Origin of the sequence: Magnetovibrio blakemorei, assembly GCF_001746755.1 — a bacterium.
Taxonomy (GTDB): domain Bacteria; phylum Pseudomonadota; class Alphaproteobacteria; order Rhodospirillales; family Magnetovibrionaceae; genus Magnetovibrio; species Magnetovibrio blakemorei.
The window spans coordinates 18,192-37,247 of record NZ_MCGG01000009.1 but is presented as its reverse complement, the minus strand read 5'-3'; the positions used below and the strand labels follow the sequence as shown (position 1 = coordinate 37,247).

The 19,056-nt window shown below is 56.9% G+C and carries 1 protein-coding gene (cut by a window edge); it reads left to right on the top strand.

Annotated features, from left to right (window positions below):
• Window positions 1–19,056 carry the 3' portion of a non-ribosomal peptide synthetase gene (locus tag BEN30_RS18235; RefSeq protein ID WP_139134817.1) on the top strand. 687 nt of this gene lie to the left of the window's left edge, so only the last 19,056 of its 19,743 coding nucleotides appear in the window; its start codon lies beyond the left edge, outside the window; the stop codon is at window positions 19,054–19,056.

The following is a 19,056-nucleotide window of genomic DNA, read 5'->3' as shown; positions in this document are numbered from 1 at the left end:
CACCTCGCGAACGGTGATGATTGTATCGAGGACGTGCCTTGGGATCGGTGGGATTGGCAACAGCTTCAGCAAGACCCCAAAAACCGTTCGCAGACGGCGCTCAAATATGGCGGCTTTGTCCCCGGTCATGATCAGTTCGATGCGGCATTCTTTAATCTTTCCCCACGCGAAGCGGAATTGATGGACCCCCAGCATCGCTTGTTCATGATGTGTGTGTGGAAATTGATCGAAAAGGCGGGGTATGCGCCGGGATCTCTCGCGGGACGAAAGATCGGAATTTTTCTTGGCATTAATCTGCTTGATTATGTGGATTTGGCCAACCGTGCGGAGATTGCGGACCCACAAAAAATGACGGGTTTGGGGCATGTGTTTTGTCCCAATCGGTTGTCGTTTTTGCTCGATGTTCATGGTCCAAGTCAGGTGGTGGATACCGCGTGTTCCAGCTCGTTGGTGGCCATTCACCGGGCGGTGATGAGCATTCGCCACGAAGGATGCGAGATGGCCATCGCTGGTGGTTCAAACCTGATGCTGACACCAACACAGCATATTCTGTTCTCTAAAATCGGCATGTTGGCCCCGGACGGGCGCAGCAAGAGTTTTTCCGCTCACGCCGATGGCTATGGACGGTCCGATGGGGTCGGGGCGGTGTTGCTGAAACGATTGGATCGGGCCGAGGCTGACGGCGACACAATCCTGGGTGTGATCACCGCTTCGGTGGAACATCATGGCGGCCAGGGGAGTTCTCTAACGGCCCCTAATCCCAAAGCTCAGGCTGCGCTGATTGTGGAGGCCCACCAACAAGCCAACATCGATCCGCGCAGTATCGGTTATGTTGAGTGTCACGGCACCGGCACGCCCTTGGGTGACCCCATCGAGGCACAGGGATTGAAGGCCGCTTTTGATCAACGTTATCAAGAGCTGGGAATCACCCCGCCACAAAACCCGCATGTCGGGCTTGGCTCCATCAAATCCAATATCGGTCATGCGGAAACGGCAGCCGGGGTGGCCGGATTGATCAAGGTTCTGCTTTCCATGGAGTCTGGCACGCTTTACCAGAGCCTCCATTGCGAAGACCCCAATCCTTTGCTGGAACTGACGGGTACGCCGTTCTATTTGCTTGAGGCCGCGCGCCCCTGGTCCCAACCCATTGTCGACGGTGTCCAGATGCCAAGGCGCGCGGGTCTGAGCTCTTTTGGGGCGGGTGGTTCCAACGTTCATGTGATCGTCGAAGAATATCTCTCACCTACATCAACCCGTCGGTCCGAGCCGCCATCCAACACGCCCATGCTGTTTCCCATTTCGGCCAAAAACGATACTGCTTTGAAGGACGCGGTTGCGCAGTTGCGTTCCCATGTGGGGGCGGTGTCGGTTGCCGACTTGGCCTATACGTTACAGGTGGGCCGAGACGCCATGCGCCACCGCCTTATGTTTGTCGCCGCCAATGGCGAAGCATTGCTGCGTCAAATGGATGCCTTCCTGCAAGGTGATGAGACGCAGGCGGTGCGGGGGACTGTTGCGCGTGGACGGCATATTGATTTGACGTCCTTCAATCCGGTTGGTGTGGATGCGCTATCGATTGCTCAGCGTTGGGTGGACGGCGAAACGATTGCGTGGGCCAGCCTTTATCCATCAGATTCAGGGCGCATCCGTTTGCCCTTGCCAACCTATCCGTTCCAATGCAAACGCTTCTGGTTGCCCTGTGATGAGCCCGCTCAGAAAACGGTTGCCCGTCCGCTGACGCCACGTGCTGACGGCGAAGGGCGTTTTGTGCTGACGTTGACGGGCGCTGAGTTTTTCCTGAGGGATCATCGCGTGATGGGCCGCCCGGTTTTGCCGGGGGTTGGCTATTTGGAGATTGCCCGCGCGGTGGCAAAACAGTTGGGCTTTGAACCGGGCCGCATTGAGCAGGTGGTGTGGCTGCAACCGCTTTTTGTCGAATGCCCCGTGAACTTGGAAATAGTGCTCGACCAATGGACGGAACAACAGGCACGGCTGCGGATCTATCGCATTGTCGACGGGGATGGCCGTGAAGAGCATGCGCAAATGCGCGTCGCCAAAGCCGCTGCCGCTGTCGCCGAAGTGGATTTGTCTCGTTTGCAGGCGACGCATTCTTCACGCGTTGAGGCGTCACGGGTCTACCAAATTTTCGATCAGATGGGGCTGAACTATGGACCCAGCCATCGGGCGGTGCAGTGGTTGGCGGCCGGGCAGGATGAAGGGGGCAATCCATCGGTGTTGGCCCGTCTTGCGCTGCCAACCGAGGGGATTGGGGATGCTGTCCGTTTTGATCTTCACCCCAGTTTGATGGACGGTGCGTTTCAGGCGGCTGTGGGGATGGCGCTGCCCGAAGACGGTACGGATTCTGTCGGTGCGGCGTTGCCGTTTGCGTTGGCCTCCGTTGAACAATTGGGCGCGTGTGAGCAGAACATGTGGGCTTATGTTCGCACGGCTGCGGATCAAAGGGCGGGGACCCGCGTTCTCAAAACCGACATTGACTTGATCGCTGACGATGGCAGCGTGCGCGTGCGCTTGAGAGGGTTCGCTGCCCGCACGGCGATTGCAAAACAGACCTCATCGGATATTTCCGTTCAGACCTTTACACCCCGTTGGCAATCGTTTGATCCGCACGTGGGCAAGGATCAAAAATACGCTCAGCGGGTGGTTCTGGTGGCTGATGGGCTGGTCGAGCAACAGGCCTTGGCCGTTGCCTTTGAGGGGGAAAACGTTCAGACCCTTGCCGATGAAACGACGATGCCTCTGGCCGAACGTTACACGCGTCTTGCCGAACAAGTGTTGAGCGCACTGCAAGGCTTGGCCAAAAGCTGCGGGACAACCACGATCCAGGTTCAGTTGGTGCTGCCGGACGGGGAAGGTCTGGCCCCCTTGAGTGGGTTGATTGGTATGCTGCGAAGCGCCGGTTTTGAATATCCCAATCTGAGTGGGCAGGTGATCTTAGTGCAGCCGGGTGTCGATCCACTTGTGCTGGCGAGTCGTCTTGCCGCGGCGTCATCAGCACCGGGTGGAGCGCTGTTGCGCGTCGACCCCCTATCCGGTGCGCTCCAAGTTGAAGGGTGGGGGCTGGTAGCCCCATCGAACAATCCGACGCAGGGCTTCTCCTGGCGGCCAAAGGGCATCTATCTGATTACCGGCGGAAGCGGTGGCCTTGGTCGTTTGCTGACCCAGGCGATTTTGCACGTGGCCCCAGAAGCCACAGTTGTGCTGGCCAGCCGTTCCCGACCCCAAGGGGAGGGCGCTGCATGGTTGGCTCGCCAAAACCCGGAACGTGTTCACCATATGTGTGTCGATCTTGCTGATGACACAGCGGTGATGGATATGATGAAGACCATTCGTCAGCATCATCATCACCTTCACGGCGTCTTCCATGCCGCCGGGGTGTTGAATGATTCAGCGCTTGCGAACAAACAGGCGTCGGATCTTCGCAAAGTCTTGTCACCGAAAGTGGTGGGTACATGCAATCTTGATCAGGCGATCGGTGACGAACCGCTGGACTTCTTGGTTTTGTTTTCGTCCATAGCCGCGTCCCTGGGCAGTCCCGGTCAGAGCGATTATGCCGCCGCCAACGGATTTTTGGATGGCTATGCGGTGATGCGTGAAGCGCGTCGCAAGGCTGGTCTGTGTCAGGGCCGCACTCACACCATCGCGTGGCCTTTCTGGCGTGACGGCGGCATGGCTATGGACTCTTTGGCTCAAGCCAAAATGACCAAACAAACCGGCTTGGTGGCGTTGGAAAGCGCAGACGGTATCGCCGCTTTGACCCAAGCCTTAAGCGGTGACGCGCCGCGTCTTCTGGTGGTTGCCGGGCAAAGTCAGCGGGTCCGGCATTTGATTGAAGGACTGGAATATGTCCCCAATTTGCCCTTGGAGCGTGAAGCGAAACCAACGCCTAACTCTGTGACGGTCGAGCGGGCAACGTCAAACGAAAACCTTCCGAAGCGTGTTTTGTCGGCCTTGGAACGGATTGTTAGCGATCTGCTCAAAGTGGATCGCGATGAGTTGGACCCGGATGTTGAACTGCCTGAATATGGTTTTGATTCCATCAGCTTTACGCAGTTTGCAGCGGCCTTAAATGATCAGTTTGATCTGGACATCACGCCGACGATCTTTTTTGAGTGTCCGACATTGGCACTGCTTTCAGCCCATCTTTGTGATTACGATGAAACGGCACTCAGAGCTGTGCTGGGTGGTGGTGAAAAACAAACGATTTCGCCAATTGCCGCCAACGTGGGTCCGCGCCCGCCCGCCGTGAAGTCGTATGTGCCCCCCCTCAACTCTTCGCGTCATTCAGACGATGACGCCATCGCCATCATTGGCATGAGTGGACAGTTTCCTCAGGCCCCGGACCTTGACACCTTTTGGCGTCATTTGGCGACAGGGCATGACGCGATTTCGGAAATCCCATCCAGTCGCTGGAACTGGCGCGATTATTGGGGAGACCCATCGAGCGAGCCCGGGCGCTGTAAAATCAAGTGGGGCGGGTTTTTGGACAATATTGCCGCTTTTGATCCCGACTTTTTTGGCATCTCCCGACCGGAAGCCCGCTATATCGACCCTCAGCAACGTCTGTTGCTGACCCAGGTCTGGCGCTTGATGGAAGATGCGGGGTATGCCCCCAGCACCCTTTCGGGATCGGATACCGGATTGTTTATCGGTACGGGTGATTCCGGTTATGGCCGATTGGTGATGGAGTCCACAGATCACATCGAAGGTTATGCGATGACCGGATTGGCCCCGTCTTTAGGGCCCAACCGGGTGAGTTATTTTTACAATTTGCACGGCCCCAGCATGGCTGTCGAAACCGCGTGCTCCAGCGCTCTGGTCGCGGTGCACCGGGCTGTGGAAGCCATCCAGTCGGGGCACTGTCGTGCTGCCTTTGCAGGCGGTATCAATACGCTGTTGGTGCCGGATACTTATATCGGTTTTGCCAAGGCAGGGATGTTGTCGCCGACAGGACGTTGTCACACGTTTTCAGCCGAGGCCGACGGTTATGTCCGCGGTGAGGGTGTTGGACTGGTGTTCTTGAAACGCTTGTCCGATGCCGAACGGGATGGGGACCGCATTTTGGCGTTGATCCGCGCCAGTGGAGAAAATCATGGGGGCCGCGCCAGTTCCCTGACGGCACCCAATCCAAATGCCCAGGCCGATCTGTTGCGCACGGTCTATCGACGGGCCGGGTTTGATCCCCGAACGGTCGGCTACATTGAGGCCCACGGCACCGGCACGCCCTTGGGCGATCCCATCGAAACAGAAGCGTTGAAAGCCGCGTTTGCTGATCTTAGCCGGGAGGCCGAAGAACAATTTGGTCCGGCTGACCCTATCCACTGTGGCTTGGGTTCGGTTAAATCAAACATTGGTCATCTTGAGTTGGCGGCTGGTATTGCCGGGTTGATCAAAACCGTGTTGCAGATGCGTCATGCCATCTTGGTCGAATCCCTGCACGCCAAACCGCTCAATCCTTATCTCAAACTGGACGGCAGCGGTTTTGAGGTGGTGGGGCAATCGCGTCCGTGGCCGCGACGTCAGGATGGGGCCGGCCAGACCCTGCCGTACCGAGCCGGAGTCAGCAGTTTCGGCTTTGGTGGCAGCAATGCGCATGTGGTGGTGGAAGAATATATCGCGCCAGCAGCGGAGCAGAGAGCCGTGGTCGTGCCCCCGCAGACACACATCATCATCCTTTCGGCGCGGACCGAAGCGCAACTGCGTGAAGCGGCGAGCCAACTCAGCGACGCGGTGGCAAAATCCAATATCGCACTGGCTGATCTGGCCTATACCTTGCAGTTTGCCCGCGACGCCATGGAGCATCGCTTGGCCTTTACCTGTGCTTCACGCGACGAAGTCTTAAGCCGCTTAGGCGCGTTCTTGGATAAAAGGGACATGGTGGAACTTCACCTCGGTCAGGTGAAGACAAATCGCAATGCTGTCGCGGTATTGCAAAAGGATGAAACCCTCAGCCAAGCGGTGGCCGGATTGGCGGATCGGGGCCACCATGATGATCTGTTGGAATTGTGGGTGCGGGGCTTCAATATCAATTGGCGTGATTTGCAACAGGGCAGCAGGGCGAAAAAAGTATCCTTGCCGGGCTATCCGTTTTCCATGGCGACCTATTGGGGCCGGGCCCAAGGTGGGGGGATGGGAACGGGAACGGAACCAACTTCCGTAACCGCGCCAATGCCTCAGCCTTCGACACGTCCTCCTGCCATCCGTGAGGTGAACGCCGAATACGCCCCTGAAAAGACCGCTTTGTCCATCTTGTTGCCCCTTGCGGCCCAGGTGTTGGAAGTGGATGCGTCGGAACTCGATGTTGATGTGGAGCTGGGTGAGTTTGGATTTGATTCCATCGTCATGACGACGTTTGCCAACCGGGTCAATGACGCGTTGAAACTGACGCTTTCACCAGCCGACTTTTTTGAATATGCCACTCTCAATCGACTGGCCGCGCATGTGTCCGCGCAGGGCTCTCCGGTTTTGCTTCAAGACACGCCGCAGCCGACGCTACCAGTTGAAACGCCGATAAGGGCAACGGCACCCCTCCGGGATCAAGAGCCTGACCCATTGGTGATCGTTGGCTACAGTTGCCATTTTCCAGGCGCTCGGGATGCCGATGCGTTCTGGCAAAACCTCATTGAGGGCAAAGAGAGCCTAAGCCGGATTCCTCTCGAGCGCTGGGATTGGCATGCCTATGACGGCGATCCAAAAACCACTGCGGGCAAGACCAATGTCCACTGGGGCGGCTTCATTGACGGTGTCTTTGAATTTGATCCTTTGTTTTTCAATATCTCGCCCCGCGAAGCGTTGTTCATGGACCCTCAACAACGTTTGTTGATGATGCATGCGTGGAACGCCATCGAAAGTGCGGGGCATGCCCCAACCTCTTTGGCCGGAAAAAAGGTTGGTGTTTTCATCGGCACGGCGGCCAGTGGTTATCGGGACCTCATCGGTGAAAATGCAGGTGACGAAGGTTATGTGGCGACAGGGTCCGTCGCCTCTGTGGGTCCCAATCGATTGAGTTATTTTCTGGACCTGCACGGGCCCAGCGAACCGGTCGAGACCGCGTGTTCAAGTTCTTTGGTGGCGTTGCATCGGGCGGTGCAATCCATACGCAACGGCGAATGCGATATGGCCCTAGTCGGCGGCATCAACACCATCCTCACACCAGAAGCCCACATACAGTTTTCCAAAGCCGGAATGCTGTCCCTTGATGGTCGCTGCAAAACGTTCTCCAACCAAGCCGATGGGTATGGGCGTGGGGAAGGGGCGGGAGTCCTGTTTATCAAACGTCGTTCTGCGGCTGAGCGCGATGGTGACCCGATCCGCGCGATCATTCGTGGCAGTGGCATCAATCATGGTGGCCGCGCCAACTCGCTGACGGCCCCCAATACCGTGGCCCAAGCCGATCTGTTGCGTGGTGTCTACGCGGATGCAGGGATCAATCCGCGCCATATTGGGTATGTCGAAGCCCACGGCACCGGCACCGCCTTGGGCGACCCGGTCGAAATCAACGCTTTAAAATCGGCCTTTGGACTGTCACAGCCAGGCTCCTTCCAAGCTGAAGACTCCTTGTGTTCGATTGGATCGGTGAAGACCAACATCGGTCATCTGGAATTGGCTGCCGGTGTCGCCGGGATCATCAAGGTGCTGTTGCAACTGGAACACCGCACCTTGGTGCCCTCTTTGCACTGTGATGAAATCAACCCCCATATCCAACTGGCCGGAACGCCATTTGAAATTGTTCGCACCGCCCAGCCGTGGCAATCGCTTCGCAATGATGAAGGGCAAGACCTTCCCAGGTTGGCTGGCATCAGCAGTTTTGGGTTTGGCGGTGTGAATGCCCATGTGGTGTTGGAAGAGTACAGGCCTTCTCAGGAGGCACAAACCCCGGAACCTCTTTTGGACAGACCGGGTGTGTTTGTTCTGTCCGGTCGGGATGCTCAACGCCTGAAGGACCGGGCCGCAGCGCTTTTCGCCGTCTTAGGTTTGGGTCGGATTCGGGAATCGGACCGAGATGACTTGTCTTATACCCTGCAAGTTGGCCGCACTGAGATGTCGAGCCGACTGGCAATTGTCGCATCGACATTGGAAGCGTTGCGCGATGGTTTGAAGGCGTTTCTTTCGGGCCAAGCCGCTCCGGGTTTGTTTGTCGCTGAGGGTGAGCGGCGCACGTCATCGCTCAGTGCCGACGACGATCCCTCCATTGTCGCACAAACTTGGGTCAACGGTGCAGAAATCGACTGGTCCATTTTGCACACGAGGTCCCGCCGCCGTCTGGTTTTGCCGGTCTACCCGTTTGCGCGGGACACCTACCGTGTGTCTTCAAGGTTACCCTCACCACACAATCCGTCAGACACCACCTTGGCGCGTGACGGTTCTAAGACGGTTTGCGTGGACGCGGATGCCTTTTACATGCGTGATCACCGGGTTCGTGGACAGCGCGTTTTGCCGGGAGCCATGAGCCTGGAGCTGGTTCGGGCGGCGTTTGTCGGCGCAGGGGTCTCGACTCCCATTTCCATGCATAGGATTGCTTGGCGACGTCCATTGACGCTGGATGTGGGGCATCAGGATGTGGTTGTCGATTTGGGCCCAGCCACAGAAGACGGAACTTCATTTTCGCTGCTGAACAAAGTCGACGGAGATCTTGAATACGTGCGCGGTGTCATTTCCCGCTTGGACGACGATCAAACGCCGCCCGCGTTTGATCTGGGCCAAATCCGTTCGCAGTGTCCCCGATCGATCCAGCCTGAATGGCTCTACGACCGTTATGCGGCTCTGGGATTGGAGTATGGTCCGGCTTTTCGTGTGGTTGAAGAAATTTGGACCGGAGACGGCCAAATCCTTGCCCGACTGCGTTTGCCAGATGCCGCCAAAGAGGGCTCTCTTATTCTGCACCCCAGTCTGCTGGACGGGGCATTCCATGTCGCCTTGGGTTTGTTTGAACAAGAAGAACGGCTCACGGCGGCCCTGCCTGTTGGTTTGGATAGCCTGCAGATGTTTGCCCCGACAACGGACAGCATGTGGGTGTGGCTGCGGCTCCAGCCACAACAGCACGGCGTTTACAAATTCGATCTTGATTTAGCCGATGAAGATGGTCAGGCCCATGTGGCCGCACGTGGGTTCACGTTGCGCCCCCTGGCTGGTGAACACACAGATGTGACAATCGCCGCAGATGTCTTGCAACACGCTGCCGAGCGATATTTCAAATCGCTGCTGGCGCGTCTCACCGATATTGCTGAGGACCAGATTGAGCTAGGTGAACCTCTGGAACGTTATGGTATCGACTCCTTGTTGATCAATCGTCTCACCGATGCTTTGGAAAAGGATTTCGGTCCGCTTTCCAGCACGCTCTTTTTTGAGTACCGAACGCTGCAAGCCGTGATCGACTACTTTATGGCAGACCATGCCCAGACGTTAGCCGTCGTAACAGGGGTGAGGGAGGATGCAACGCCTTTTCCCTCACGCGAACAAACGGCCGTCACTGGAAGGAATGCAACCGCTTCCCCAACGGATCAGCCCATTGCCATCATTGGCATGGCGGGGCGATATCCCGGAGCAGACTCGCTAGAAGCCTTCTGGAAAAACTTAGCCGCAGGGCGTGATGGCATCACCGACATCCCTGTTGAACGGTGGGACCACGCCAAGCTGTTGAGCGGCCAAATCGGTCGCGGTGGTTTCGTCGACGGTTTTGATTGTTTTGATCCACTCTTTTTCAATATTTCGCCCGCAGAAGCCGAATACATGGACCCCCAAGAACGCCTGTTTTTACAGTGCGCCTGGGAGACCCTGGAAGATGCAGGCTATACCCGCTCGACCTTGGCACCAGCACGTCAACCGCTGACGGGGGGAGATGTCGGCGTTTTTGTCGGTGTGATGTGGCAGGAGTATCAGCTCTATGGCGCGGAGCGTTCGGCGCAAGGCCAGTCGCTGGGTTTGACGGGCAACCCCGCGTCCATCGCCAACCGGGTGTCTTATTTTTGCGATTTCCATGGCCCCAGCCTTGCCGTAGACAGCATGTGTTCGTCGTCGTTGACGGCGATCCATTTGGCCTGTGAAAGTCTGCGCAGCGGCAGCTGTCAGGTCGCCCTGGCTGGGGGCGTCAATCTGAGCCTGCACCCCAATAAATATATTGTCCTGGGTCAAGGGAACTTTCTGTCCGACACGGGGCGTTGCGAGAGCTTTGGTCAGGGCGGGAATGGTTATGTTCCCGGCGAAGGGGTCGGTGCGGTTCTGTTGAAACCGTTGGATCAAGCCATAACGGATGGGGATCGGATTCAAGGTGTTATTCGGGCGACGGCCCTCAATCACGGGGGTATGACCAACGGCTACACGGTTCCCAATCCTGACGCTCAAGCCGCAGTGATTGGCCGGGCCATGGACCAGGCCTCCGTTTCGCCAGAATCCGTGAGTTATGTCGAGGCCCATGGAACCGGAACCTCTTTGGGTGATCCTATCGAGATTCGGGCTTTGAGCAAAGCCTATCGCGGGCAAACGGACAAACGGGCATTTTGCGCCATCGGTTCGGTCAAATCCAATATTGGCCATCTCGAAAGCGCTTCTGGGATTGCCGGATTGACCAAGGTTCTTTTGCAGTTCAAACATGGCCAGTTGGCGCCGTCGCTCCATTCCGAGACTTTAAATCCCCACATTGATTTTGCATCCTCACCCTTCACCGTACAGCAGCGCCTTGCACCCTGGCCTCAGCAGGTTCAGGGCGGTCAGCCATCTCCTCGGATCGCGGGGCTCTCTTCGTTTGGCGCGGGCGGTTCCAACGCCCATGTGATTTTGCAAGAGTATATCCCCGCGTCCCCTGAGGTGCGGACGTCCGAGCAAGTTTCGCAGCCAATGCTGTTTCCCGTGTCGGCACAGGATCCGGAACGCCTCATGGACCTGCTGAAACGACTTCAGTCGAATGTGCGTGAACGCTCCATGAACGATCTTGAAGATGTGGCTTATACGCTGCAGGTGGGACGCGAAGCGTTCGATGAGCGATTGGTTTTTCTGGCTTCGACAAAAGACGAACTGCTTGCTGGTCTCGATCAGGTTTTGGCGGGAGAGACAAGGGGGAACAGCCTCTTCAGAGGACGCGCCGGGCGTGGTCAAAAAGCTGATGTTCCATTGAGTGCGAGCCTGAGCGACATCGCACAGGCCTGGGTGAACGGTGCGACGGTCAATTGGCGTCGTTTGTGGCAAGGCGTGACGCCCCGACGTATTGCCTTGCCAAGCTATCCCTTTGCCCGAGATCGTTACTGGGTGCCGGAAGCTCAACAAGGTGTAGCTCACTCAAACGTTAGGGCGGATCAGTCTTCTTTACCGTTGTTCTTTGTGCCGGACTGGCGCACCGAAGATGCGTGGGCCATGTCAGCCGATGAGGCACATGAGCGCGACGAACAATCGTGGTTGGTGTTGTGTGAATTGCCGGACAGTTTGGCTGATAAACTCGCCGAGACGGCATCTCCGGCCCACGTGGTGCGGCTTCAAAGCGATGAAACACGTGATATTGCAGATCGTTTTGTCAGCCATGCCAGCCGCCTGATGGAGCTGTTTCAGAGCCTCATGAAAGCGGGACAAGGCCGCGCGGTTGTGCAGGTGGTGGTGACCGAGGATAATGACGGCCGTCTTCTTGCCGGACTGGGTGGCATGCTGCGCACGGCCAGCCAGGAAGCCCCGTCATTGAGCTGTCAGTTGGTGGTGTTGACTGGTGCGTATCCGGATCATCTTGGTGAACGTCTGCGGGCGGACCGCATGGGGACGGATGGTGATGGCGATATTCGCTATCAGGCTAACCAACGCATGGTTCGGCGCTGGCGGGAAGTGTCTGCGCCAAGAACGGCTCTGGTCCCAGCTTGGAAAAAATCGGGTGTCTATCTCATCACCGGCGGGGCGGGTGGTGTGGGGCTGGAGGTTGCCGCCCAGATGGCTGCGGATAACCGCAATCCGTCACTCTGGCTGCTGGGGCGCTCAACCCTTTCTTCCCAGCAACAAACGCAATTGGATGCGTTGCCAGCTCGGGTCCATTACCGCCGGGTTGATGTGAGCGATGCGGCAGCGGTCAACAAAGTGGTGGCCGAGATCCGCCAAACAGAAGGCCACCTTGATGGCGTCATCCATGCGGCTGGGGTGATCCGGGATGGCTTGCTGCGTCATAAAAGCCAGACGGACCTCTCCGCCGTCCTGGCCCCCAAAGTGGCGGGGCTGATGAACCTGGATGCCGCCATCGGTGGCGAACCGCTGGACTTTATGGTGTTGTTCTCTTCACTTTCGGGGGCATTGGGAAATGTCGGCCAAGGCGATTATGCGACCGCCAATGCATTTTTGGATGGCTTTGCCAGCCACCGCAATCGGCTCACTGCCCAGGGACAGCGGTGCGGCCATACCTTGTCGATTGATTGGCCGTACCTGCGCGATGGCGGTATGCAACTGGATGCAGCCGTTGTTCATGCAATGGAAAAAAATACGGGGCTAACCCCGCTGGAGCCATCCGCCGTTATATCGGCGATGAGGGCAGCCATGGGTTTTCCTGACGTGGATCAACTGTTGATCATGGATGGAGATCGTCCAAGGTTGAGACGCCTGATGGGGATCACAAGTAGTGCGCCCGCAGCACCATTAAAAAGTGCGGCTCCCACATCTGCTGAACGTCTCCCCGCACGCCCAATGGTCTCGACCCGCCAGCACCGCATGCTGGCGTGGGTTTCGGATGCTTTTTCTCAGGTTCTCAAAATTCCGGCTGAGCGTTTGGATGCGGATGCGACGATTGATCGTTTTGGCGTGGATTCCATTTCGGCACTGCACATCCTCGAAGTGTTGGAAGGGGAATTGGGGCCGCTGCCGCAGACTTTGTTGTTTGAGCATCCCACCATCAACGCATTGGTTGACCATCTGCTCGCCGAATACCCGGATGCTATGCTTGACGTTGCTCAATCGCCCAAGGATGAGCGCGTTGACGAGCATATTGACGAAAAGTCAGTAAGTCCTCTTCAGACGAAGGCGCGTTCAGGAGATGTTGCGATCATCGCGGTGGCGGGACGTTACCCCGGTGCGGGCGATGTTGAGGCCCTTTGGCAGATGCTTGTGGCGGGGCGCGACGGCATCACCGAGGTCCCCAAATCGCGTTGGAATGCGGATGCACATTATTCGGCCCGAAAAGGCAAGGCGGGACATAGCCACTGTAAGTGGGGTGGTTTTATCGACGACGTGGATTGTTTCGATGCCAACTTCTTCGATTATACACCGCGTGAAGCGAGCCTTCTTGATCCCCAGGAACGTCTTTTTTTAGAGACCACGTGGCATTTGCTGGAACGGGCGGGGCATACCAGGGCCGCCCTCCAAGATCGTTACCAAGGCAGGGTCGGCGTGTTTGTCGGTGCCATGTACCAGCAGTACAATGCCATGGAGACGGACCGCGACAGTCAATCTCTCTTACGGCTTTCGTCTTATGCCGCCATCGCCAACCGGACCTCGTTTTTCTTTGATCTGCAAGGGCCGAGCGTGGCCGTGGACTCTATGTGTTCGTCCGGGCTTCAGGCTGTCCATCAGGCTTGCCAAAGCCTGCAAACGGGCGAGTGCCAGTTGGCGATTGCGGGTGGCGTGAACCTGTCCATCCATCCAGATAAGTATATTGGTTTGAGCCGTCTTGGTCTGATTGGTAGCCATGCTGATAGCCGTGCTTTCGCCGTTGATGGTGACGGCTATCTGCCTGCCGAAGGGGTTGGGGCGGTGTTGCTGAAGCCCTTGGACGAAGCCCTGTCCGATCAGGACCCGATCCTCGCGGTGATCAAAGGCAGCATTGCCAATCACAGTGGTCATTCCGCCGGCTTTGCCGTTCCCAATATTAAGGCCCAGGCGCGCCTGATGGAGGAAAACTTCCACCGTTCCGGCATCGACCCGCGCTCCATCGGTTACGTTGAATCCTCCGCAAACGGGTCTCCGGTTGGTGACGCCATAGAACGGCGCGCCCTTAGCCGTGCGTTTCGCAGCTTTACCAAAGACGATGGCTTTTGCACCATTGGCTCGGTCAAAAGCTTTATCGGCCATGCCGAGGCGGCTTCGGGGTTGGCCCAACTCACCAAGGTGCTGTTGCAGTTTCAACACCGCAGCTTGTTGCCATCCTTTAATGATCATACCGCCGCGGAAGTTTCCCAGCTTTTTGCCGGGTCGCCGTTTGTGCTGCAAAATGCGCTTGCGCCGTGGGCAAGACCTTGGATTGACGGCCAGGAACAGCCGCGCCGGGCTACGGTCAGTTCGTTCGGTGCCGGGGGCGCAAATGTCCATGTGATTGTTCAAGAGCCACCGGAGCCATTCGCAACGGCGGAAAATGTGCCCGAGACCAACCCGCTGCGACAGTATCCGCTGTTTGCCAAAACGCCAGAACAGTTGAGGGCAGTGGCTGAACGTCTAGAGGACTATGTGTTGGTAAATCCTCACGTATCAATGGCGCGTCTCTCTTACACTTTGCGTGTTGGGCGAGAGCCGATGGCGTGTGGCGTGCTGTTGATGGCCCATGATGTCGAGGACCTTCTCAAGCGTTTGGCCGAGGTCAGGGACGGACAGATCAAAACCTTGGAAACCAATTTTCAACTGCGCCATGACACTGCGGAAACCCCGCTAACACCTTTGCCATTGCCCGGTTATCCGTTTGCCCGAGACCATCACTGGATCGGTTCAAATGAGTCTGAACACGTTTTTGAAACACGCGCTCCCAAAGCACCTGTAAAACAGGGTGCTGCCTTGTTGACGGTATTGGTTAATGTGCTCGCCACAGAGCAGGGCGTTAAACCGGGACGCATCGATCCCACAGCAAGCCTTCGCGCCATCGGGGTCGATTCCATGATTGGCCTTCAGTTGATCTACGCCATTGAGGAGGCGACGGGGATCGTCGTCAGTCATCGTGAACTTGATCAATCGAAGTCGTTGCAACATCTGGCTGAACTGGTCGGCGCGCATACGGGTCAAGAGAGACTTGCGTCACCTCAAACCGTTCACTGGGATGCAGATGGAGGCCCTTGGCAATCCGTCATGGGGGAGGGCCAAAAAGGCATATGGGTCGCCCAGATGCTTCAACCGCGCAGCAGCGTTTACAATGTGCCCATGGCATTTCGGGTCAAGCACATCGACCTTGAGGTTTTGCAGGCCGCTTGTCGCTGGTTGTTGGATCGCTATCCGATTTTGACGGTTCGGGTGGCGGACAAAGAAGGTGAACCCCATTTGGTCGCCAGCACCGTTGAAGAGACCGTACACTCCCTGTCCGTTCCAAAGGGTGTCGACGTGCTCGCGTTTGCCCGTCAACGGGTGGTGCGCCCGTTTGATATGGGCGAAGAAGCCAAGATTCGTTTTGAACTGATTTCGGGGGATTCTTTAGACGCCAAAGAACAGCTCTTTTTAATCGTTGTGCATCATTTGGTCACCGACGGTGTTTCCATGGCGGTTATGGCGCGAGAATTCTGGAACGCCTACGAGAGGATGCTAACCGGGGAAGCGCCAGCCCTTTTGTCAGATGCCGCTCAACACGCAGATTATGCCGACTTCATCGCTTGGGAACGGGCGATCATGGACAGTCCCGAAGGGGCGCGCCAGCGGGCATTTTGGCAAAACCAATTGGCGGGCGTGCTGCCAGTGCTTGAACTGCCATGTGATCGCAAGCCAGATTCCGAGGGACTTGTCGACGGCCGGACCTGCGAAATGCGCCTGTCGAAAAAAGTGACAAAAACGGTCTCGGCTGCGGCGGATCGACTGGGGATCAGTCGCGCCTCATTTTATCTTGGGGTGTTCACAATCTTGCTCTATCGCTACAGCGGTCAAAACCGGATGATCGTTGGCGTGCCAACCGTGCGACGACCGAAACGTCGTTTTGAAGAGACCGTCGGGTATTGCACCAACATGATGGCTCTGCCGCTGGACGTTAAGGGGAGCATGCGGACCAAAACGCTGTTGTCACAGGTCCACCAAGCTATGATGACGGGGATGGACCACGGCGATTACCCCTTTGCCAGCATCGCGCGGGCGTTGGGTGATACGGCGCGGGGTGAGCCGCCGTATCAGGTGAGCTATGGCTATCAAAACTTCTCCGGCAGTTCCGCAGAAATGCCCGTGCTGAGCACAGGCGAGGTGAGCTATGTGCCTCAATTGCGTCAGGGGGGGGATGGTCTGTTCGGCCTGGATCTATTCGATGAGGCGTCAGGTTTAACGGTGGTAGCGGCCTTTGATGGGGCCCGCTTCGATCCCAAAACCGTCAACCGCATGCTGGAACATTTTAAGGCATTGGTGGTCGCGGTGGCTGATAAACCAAGACGCCGAGTTGCCAGCTTATCGATGTTGAGCAACGCCGAACAAAAATCTTTGTTGCGAGACTGGAGCGGCAACACGCGTTCGGCACATGCACCTCGGTTGATCGCGGACTCATTTCGACGTCAGGTCCAAAAACATCCCCAAGCCGTCGCCATTGTGTCGAAGGGCAAAACGGTAACCTATGGACAGTTGCAGAAACAAGTTAACCGTCTGGCCCGCATGCTTTGCCAACGCGGATTGCAGCCCGGAGATCGCGTTGCCGTTTTGCTGAAGCGCGAGCCCGCCAGCATCGCGGCGCTGCTGGCGGTGTTGGTGGCGGGGGGCGTCTGGGTCCCGTTGGATGCGAATTATCCAGACCAGAGATTGGCTTTGATTCTCAAAGACGCCAAAGTCAGTCTTGTGTTGAGCCAAGGCAAACTAACAGCGCGTGCCGTGGCCTTGGGGGTGACACGCAAAGGGATTATCGATCTGAAAACAGATGGCAAAACCATCCGTGAAATGTCGGCTAAATCCCCTAAGGACAAAGTTCACGGGGCTGATCCGGCTTACATCATTTATACGTCCGGTTCGACGGGCGTGCCCAAAGGGGTGGTGGTGTCTCACGGTGCCATTGCCGAACAGTGCCATGTGATTGGGGCTTATTACGGGCTTGGGCGAAAAGATGTGGTGCTGCAGTTCGCCTCACACAGTGTTGACACCGCGTTGGAACAGATTCTCCCGACCCTTGTTTTCGGCGCACGATTGGTGTTGGAAGATGAGGAAATGTGGATGCCGGAAGACTTTCATCGGCGGCTTCACAAACTGCGCATTACCGTTGTCGACCTGCCCCCGGTCTATCTTCGCGAACTGTTGATCGCGTGGTCGGACGGCCCCACGGACAGACCTGCTTTGGTCTTGCGTCTGTGCATCGTGGGTGGTGAGACGCTTGCCCCGGACGTTGTTGAGCTTTGGCAAAATAGTCTTCTCTCCAAGGTTCGCCTGCTCAACGCCTATGGCCCGACTGAGGCGACGGTGACGGCCCTTGTTCACCCCGTTGAGCCGCAGTCTTCAGTTGCCAGCATTCCCATCGGACAGCCTTTGGCAGGTGTGGAAGTCTATATTCTTGATGAGGACCAAAATGTGGTGCCGGAAGGGGTGGTCGGAGAGCTTTATCTGAGCGGCAGCCGCTTGGCATTGGGGTATCACGGCAATTCAAAATTGACCGCTGAGCGGTTTGTGACCAAGACACTTGATCCGCGCAGGGGGGCGATGCGCCTTTATCGTACCGGAGACCGCGCCTCTTTCATTCCCGACAGTCAAGGGACGGTTGCCTTCCATGGTCGTATGGATGATCAGACAAGCATTCGCGGCTTCCGGGTTGAATTGGGAGAGATCGAGTCAGCCTTGATGGCCTTTGGTGGCTGTGAGGCCGTCGTGCTGCCCAAAAGCCTTGCGGATGGAAAAATGGCGATTGAGGCCTTTGTGGTGGCCATGGCCCCTGATTTTGATCGTCTAGGGTTGGACGATTTTTTACGGGCTCGGTTGCCTGCACATATGATTCCCAGACGGGTGCGATACCTCGATGTGTTGCCCCTGACGTCTGGCGGTAAGGTGGATCGGACCGCTTTGCTGGCGTTGCCGGACGAGTTTTACCAAGTCAGCGCGGGGCGGTCGAAGCCGAGTGACGAGGTAGAGCAGCGGCTGTTGCAGGTCTGGGAAGAGGTCTTGTCCGTTGAAGGGGAAACATGCCCAATTGGTGTGGATGATTCTTTTGAGCGATGCGGTGGCAACAGTCTGTCGGCGGTGCGGCTCTTGCGGGAGATCGAGCGTCGTTTTGAATATCCCTTTTCCTTCGCTGAGTTTGCCAAGGCGCCGACCATTGCCGCACAAGCGCGAGTGCTGCGGTTGCGACGGGCAGAGTGCAAAACGATGATTGGTGAAGCACGGGAAAGCTTGTTGGTGCCCCTGCGGTTGCCAGACAAGCGCGCGGATGGCCGCCATCCGTTGTTCCTGATTCATCCCGTATCGGGTTCCGTCACCTGTTACCAAGCGTTGGCGGACCGACTGAACCCCAAGCGCCCGGTTTACGGTGTACGGGCGGCGGAGGTTGAGAAGAGGTCTGATTCCAATGATTACGGTATCTCCGCCATGGCCCAAGACTACGTGGCCGCAATACAAGAGATCCAGGCGCAAGGACCTTATTTATTGGCGGGGTGGTCATTTGGCGGGGTGGTCGCTTTTGAGATGGCATGTCAGTTGCGCAATAAGGGCGAAAAGGTTGCTTTCCTGGGTTTGTTGGACAGTTATCCCCCTGAAATGGTGCGTCAGATGGAAGAGAGCCTGCGCCGTAAAAAAGAATTCCCAGGTGAAACCGCATACTGGGTCCAGGCATTCGCTCAAGATCTGTTGGGGATAGAGAATTTTATGCCGAAGCGAAGTGGTAGTCCCCTGAAATCACTTCTGGAGCGTGCAGAGACTGTGCAGCTGCTCCCAGGGGTGAATGCGGCGCAATTCCAAAATCTTTTTGAGCTGTTCTGCCATAATCGGGAGGCGTTGGTGAGGCACACTTTAACGTCGTGTGATTTTCCCCTGACCCTTATTCACGCCAGCGCCGAGCGTGGGGACGATCTTGGCCAAGAATGGCGCAGGATTGCCGGCGAAAATATAACTGTTTCGGCGGTTTCTGGGGATCACTACAGTTTTTTACGCATACCCTTTCTCGATAATTGGGTGAATGCTTTTTCTGAACAGATCGAACGGATCGAACAGATTCATATAGAATGA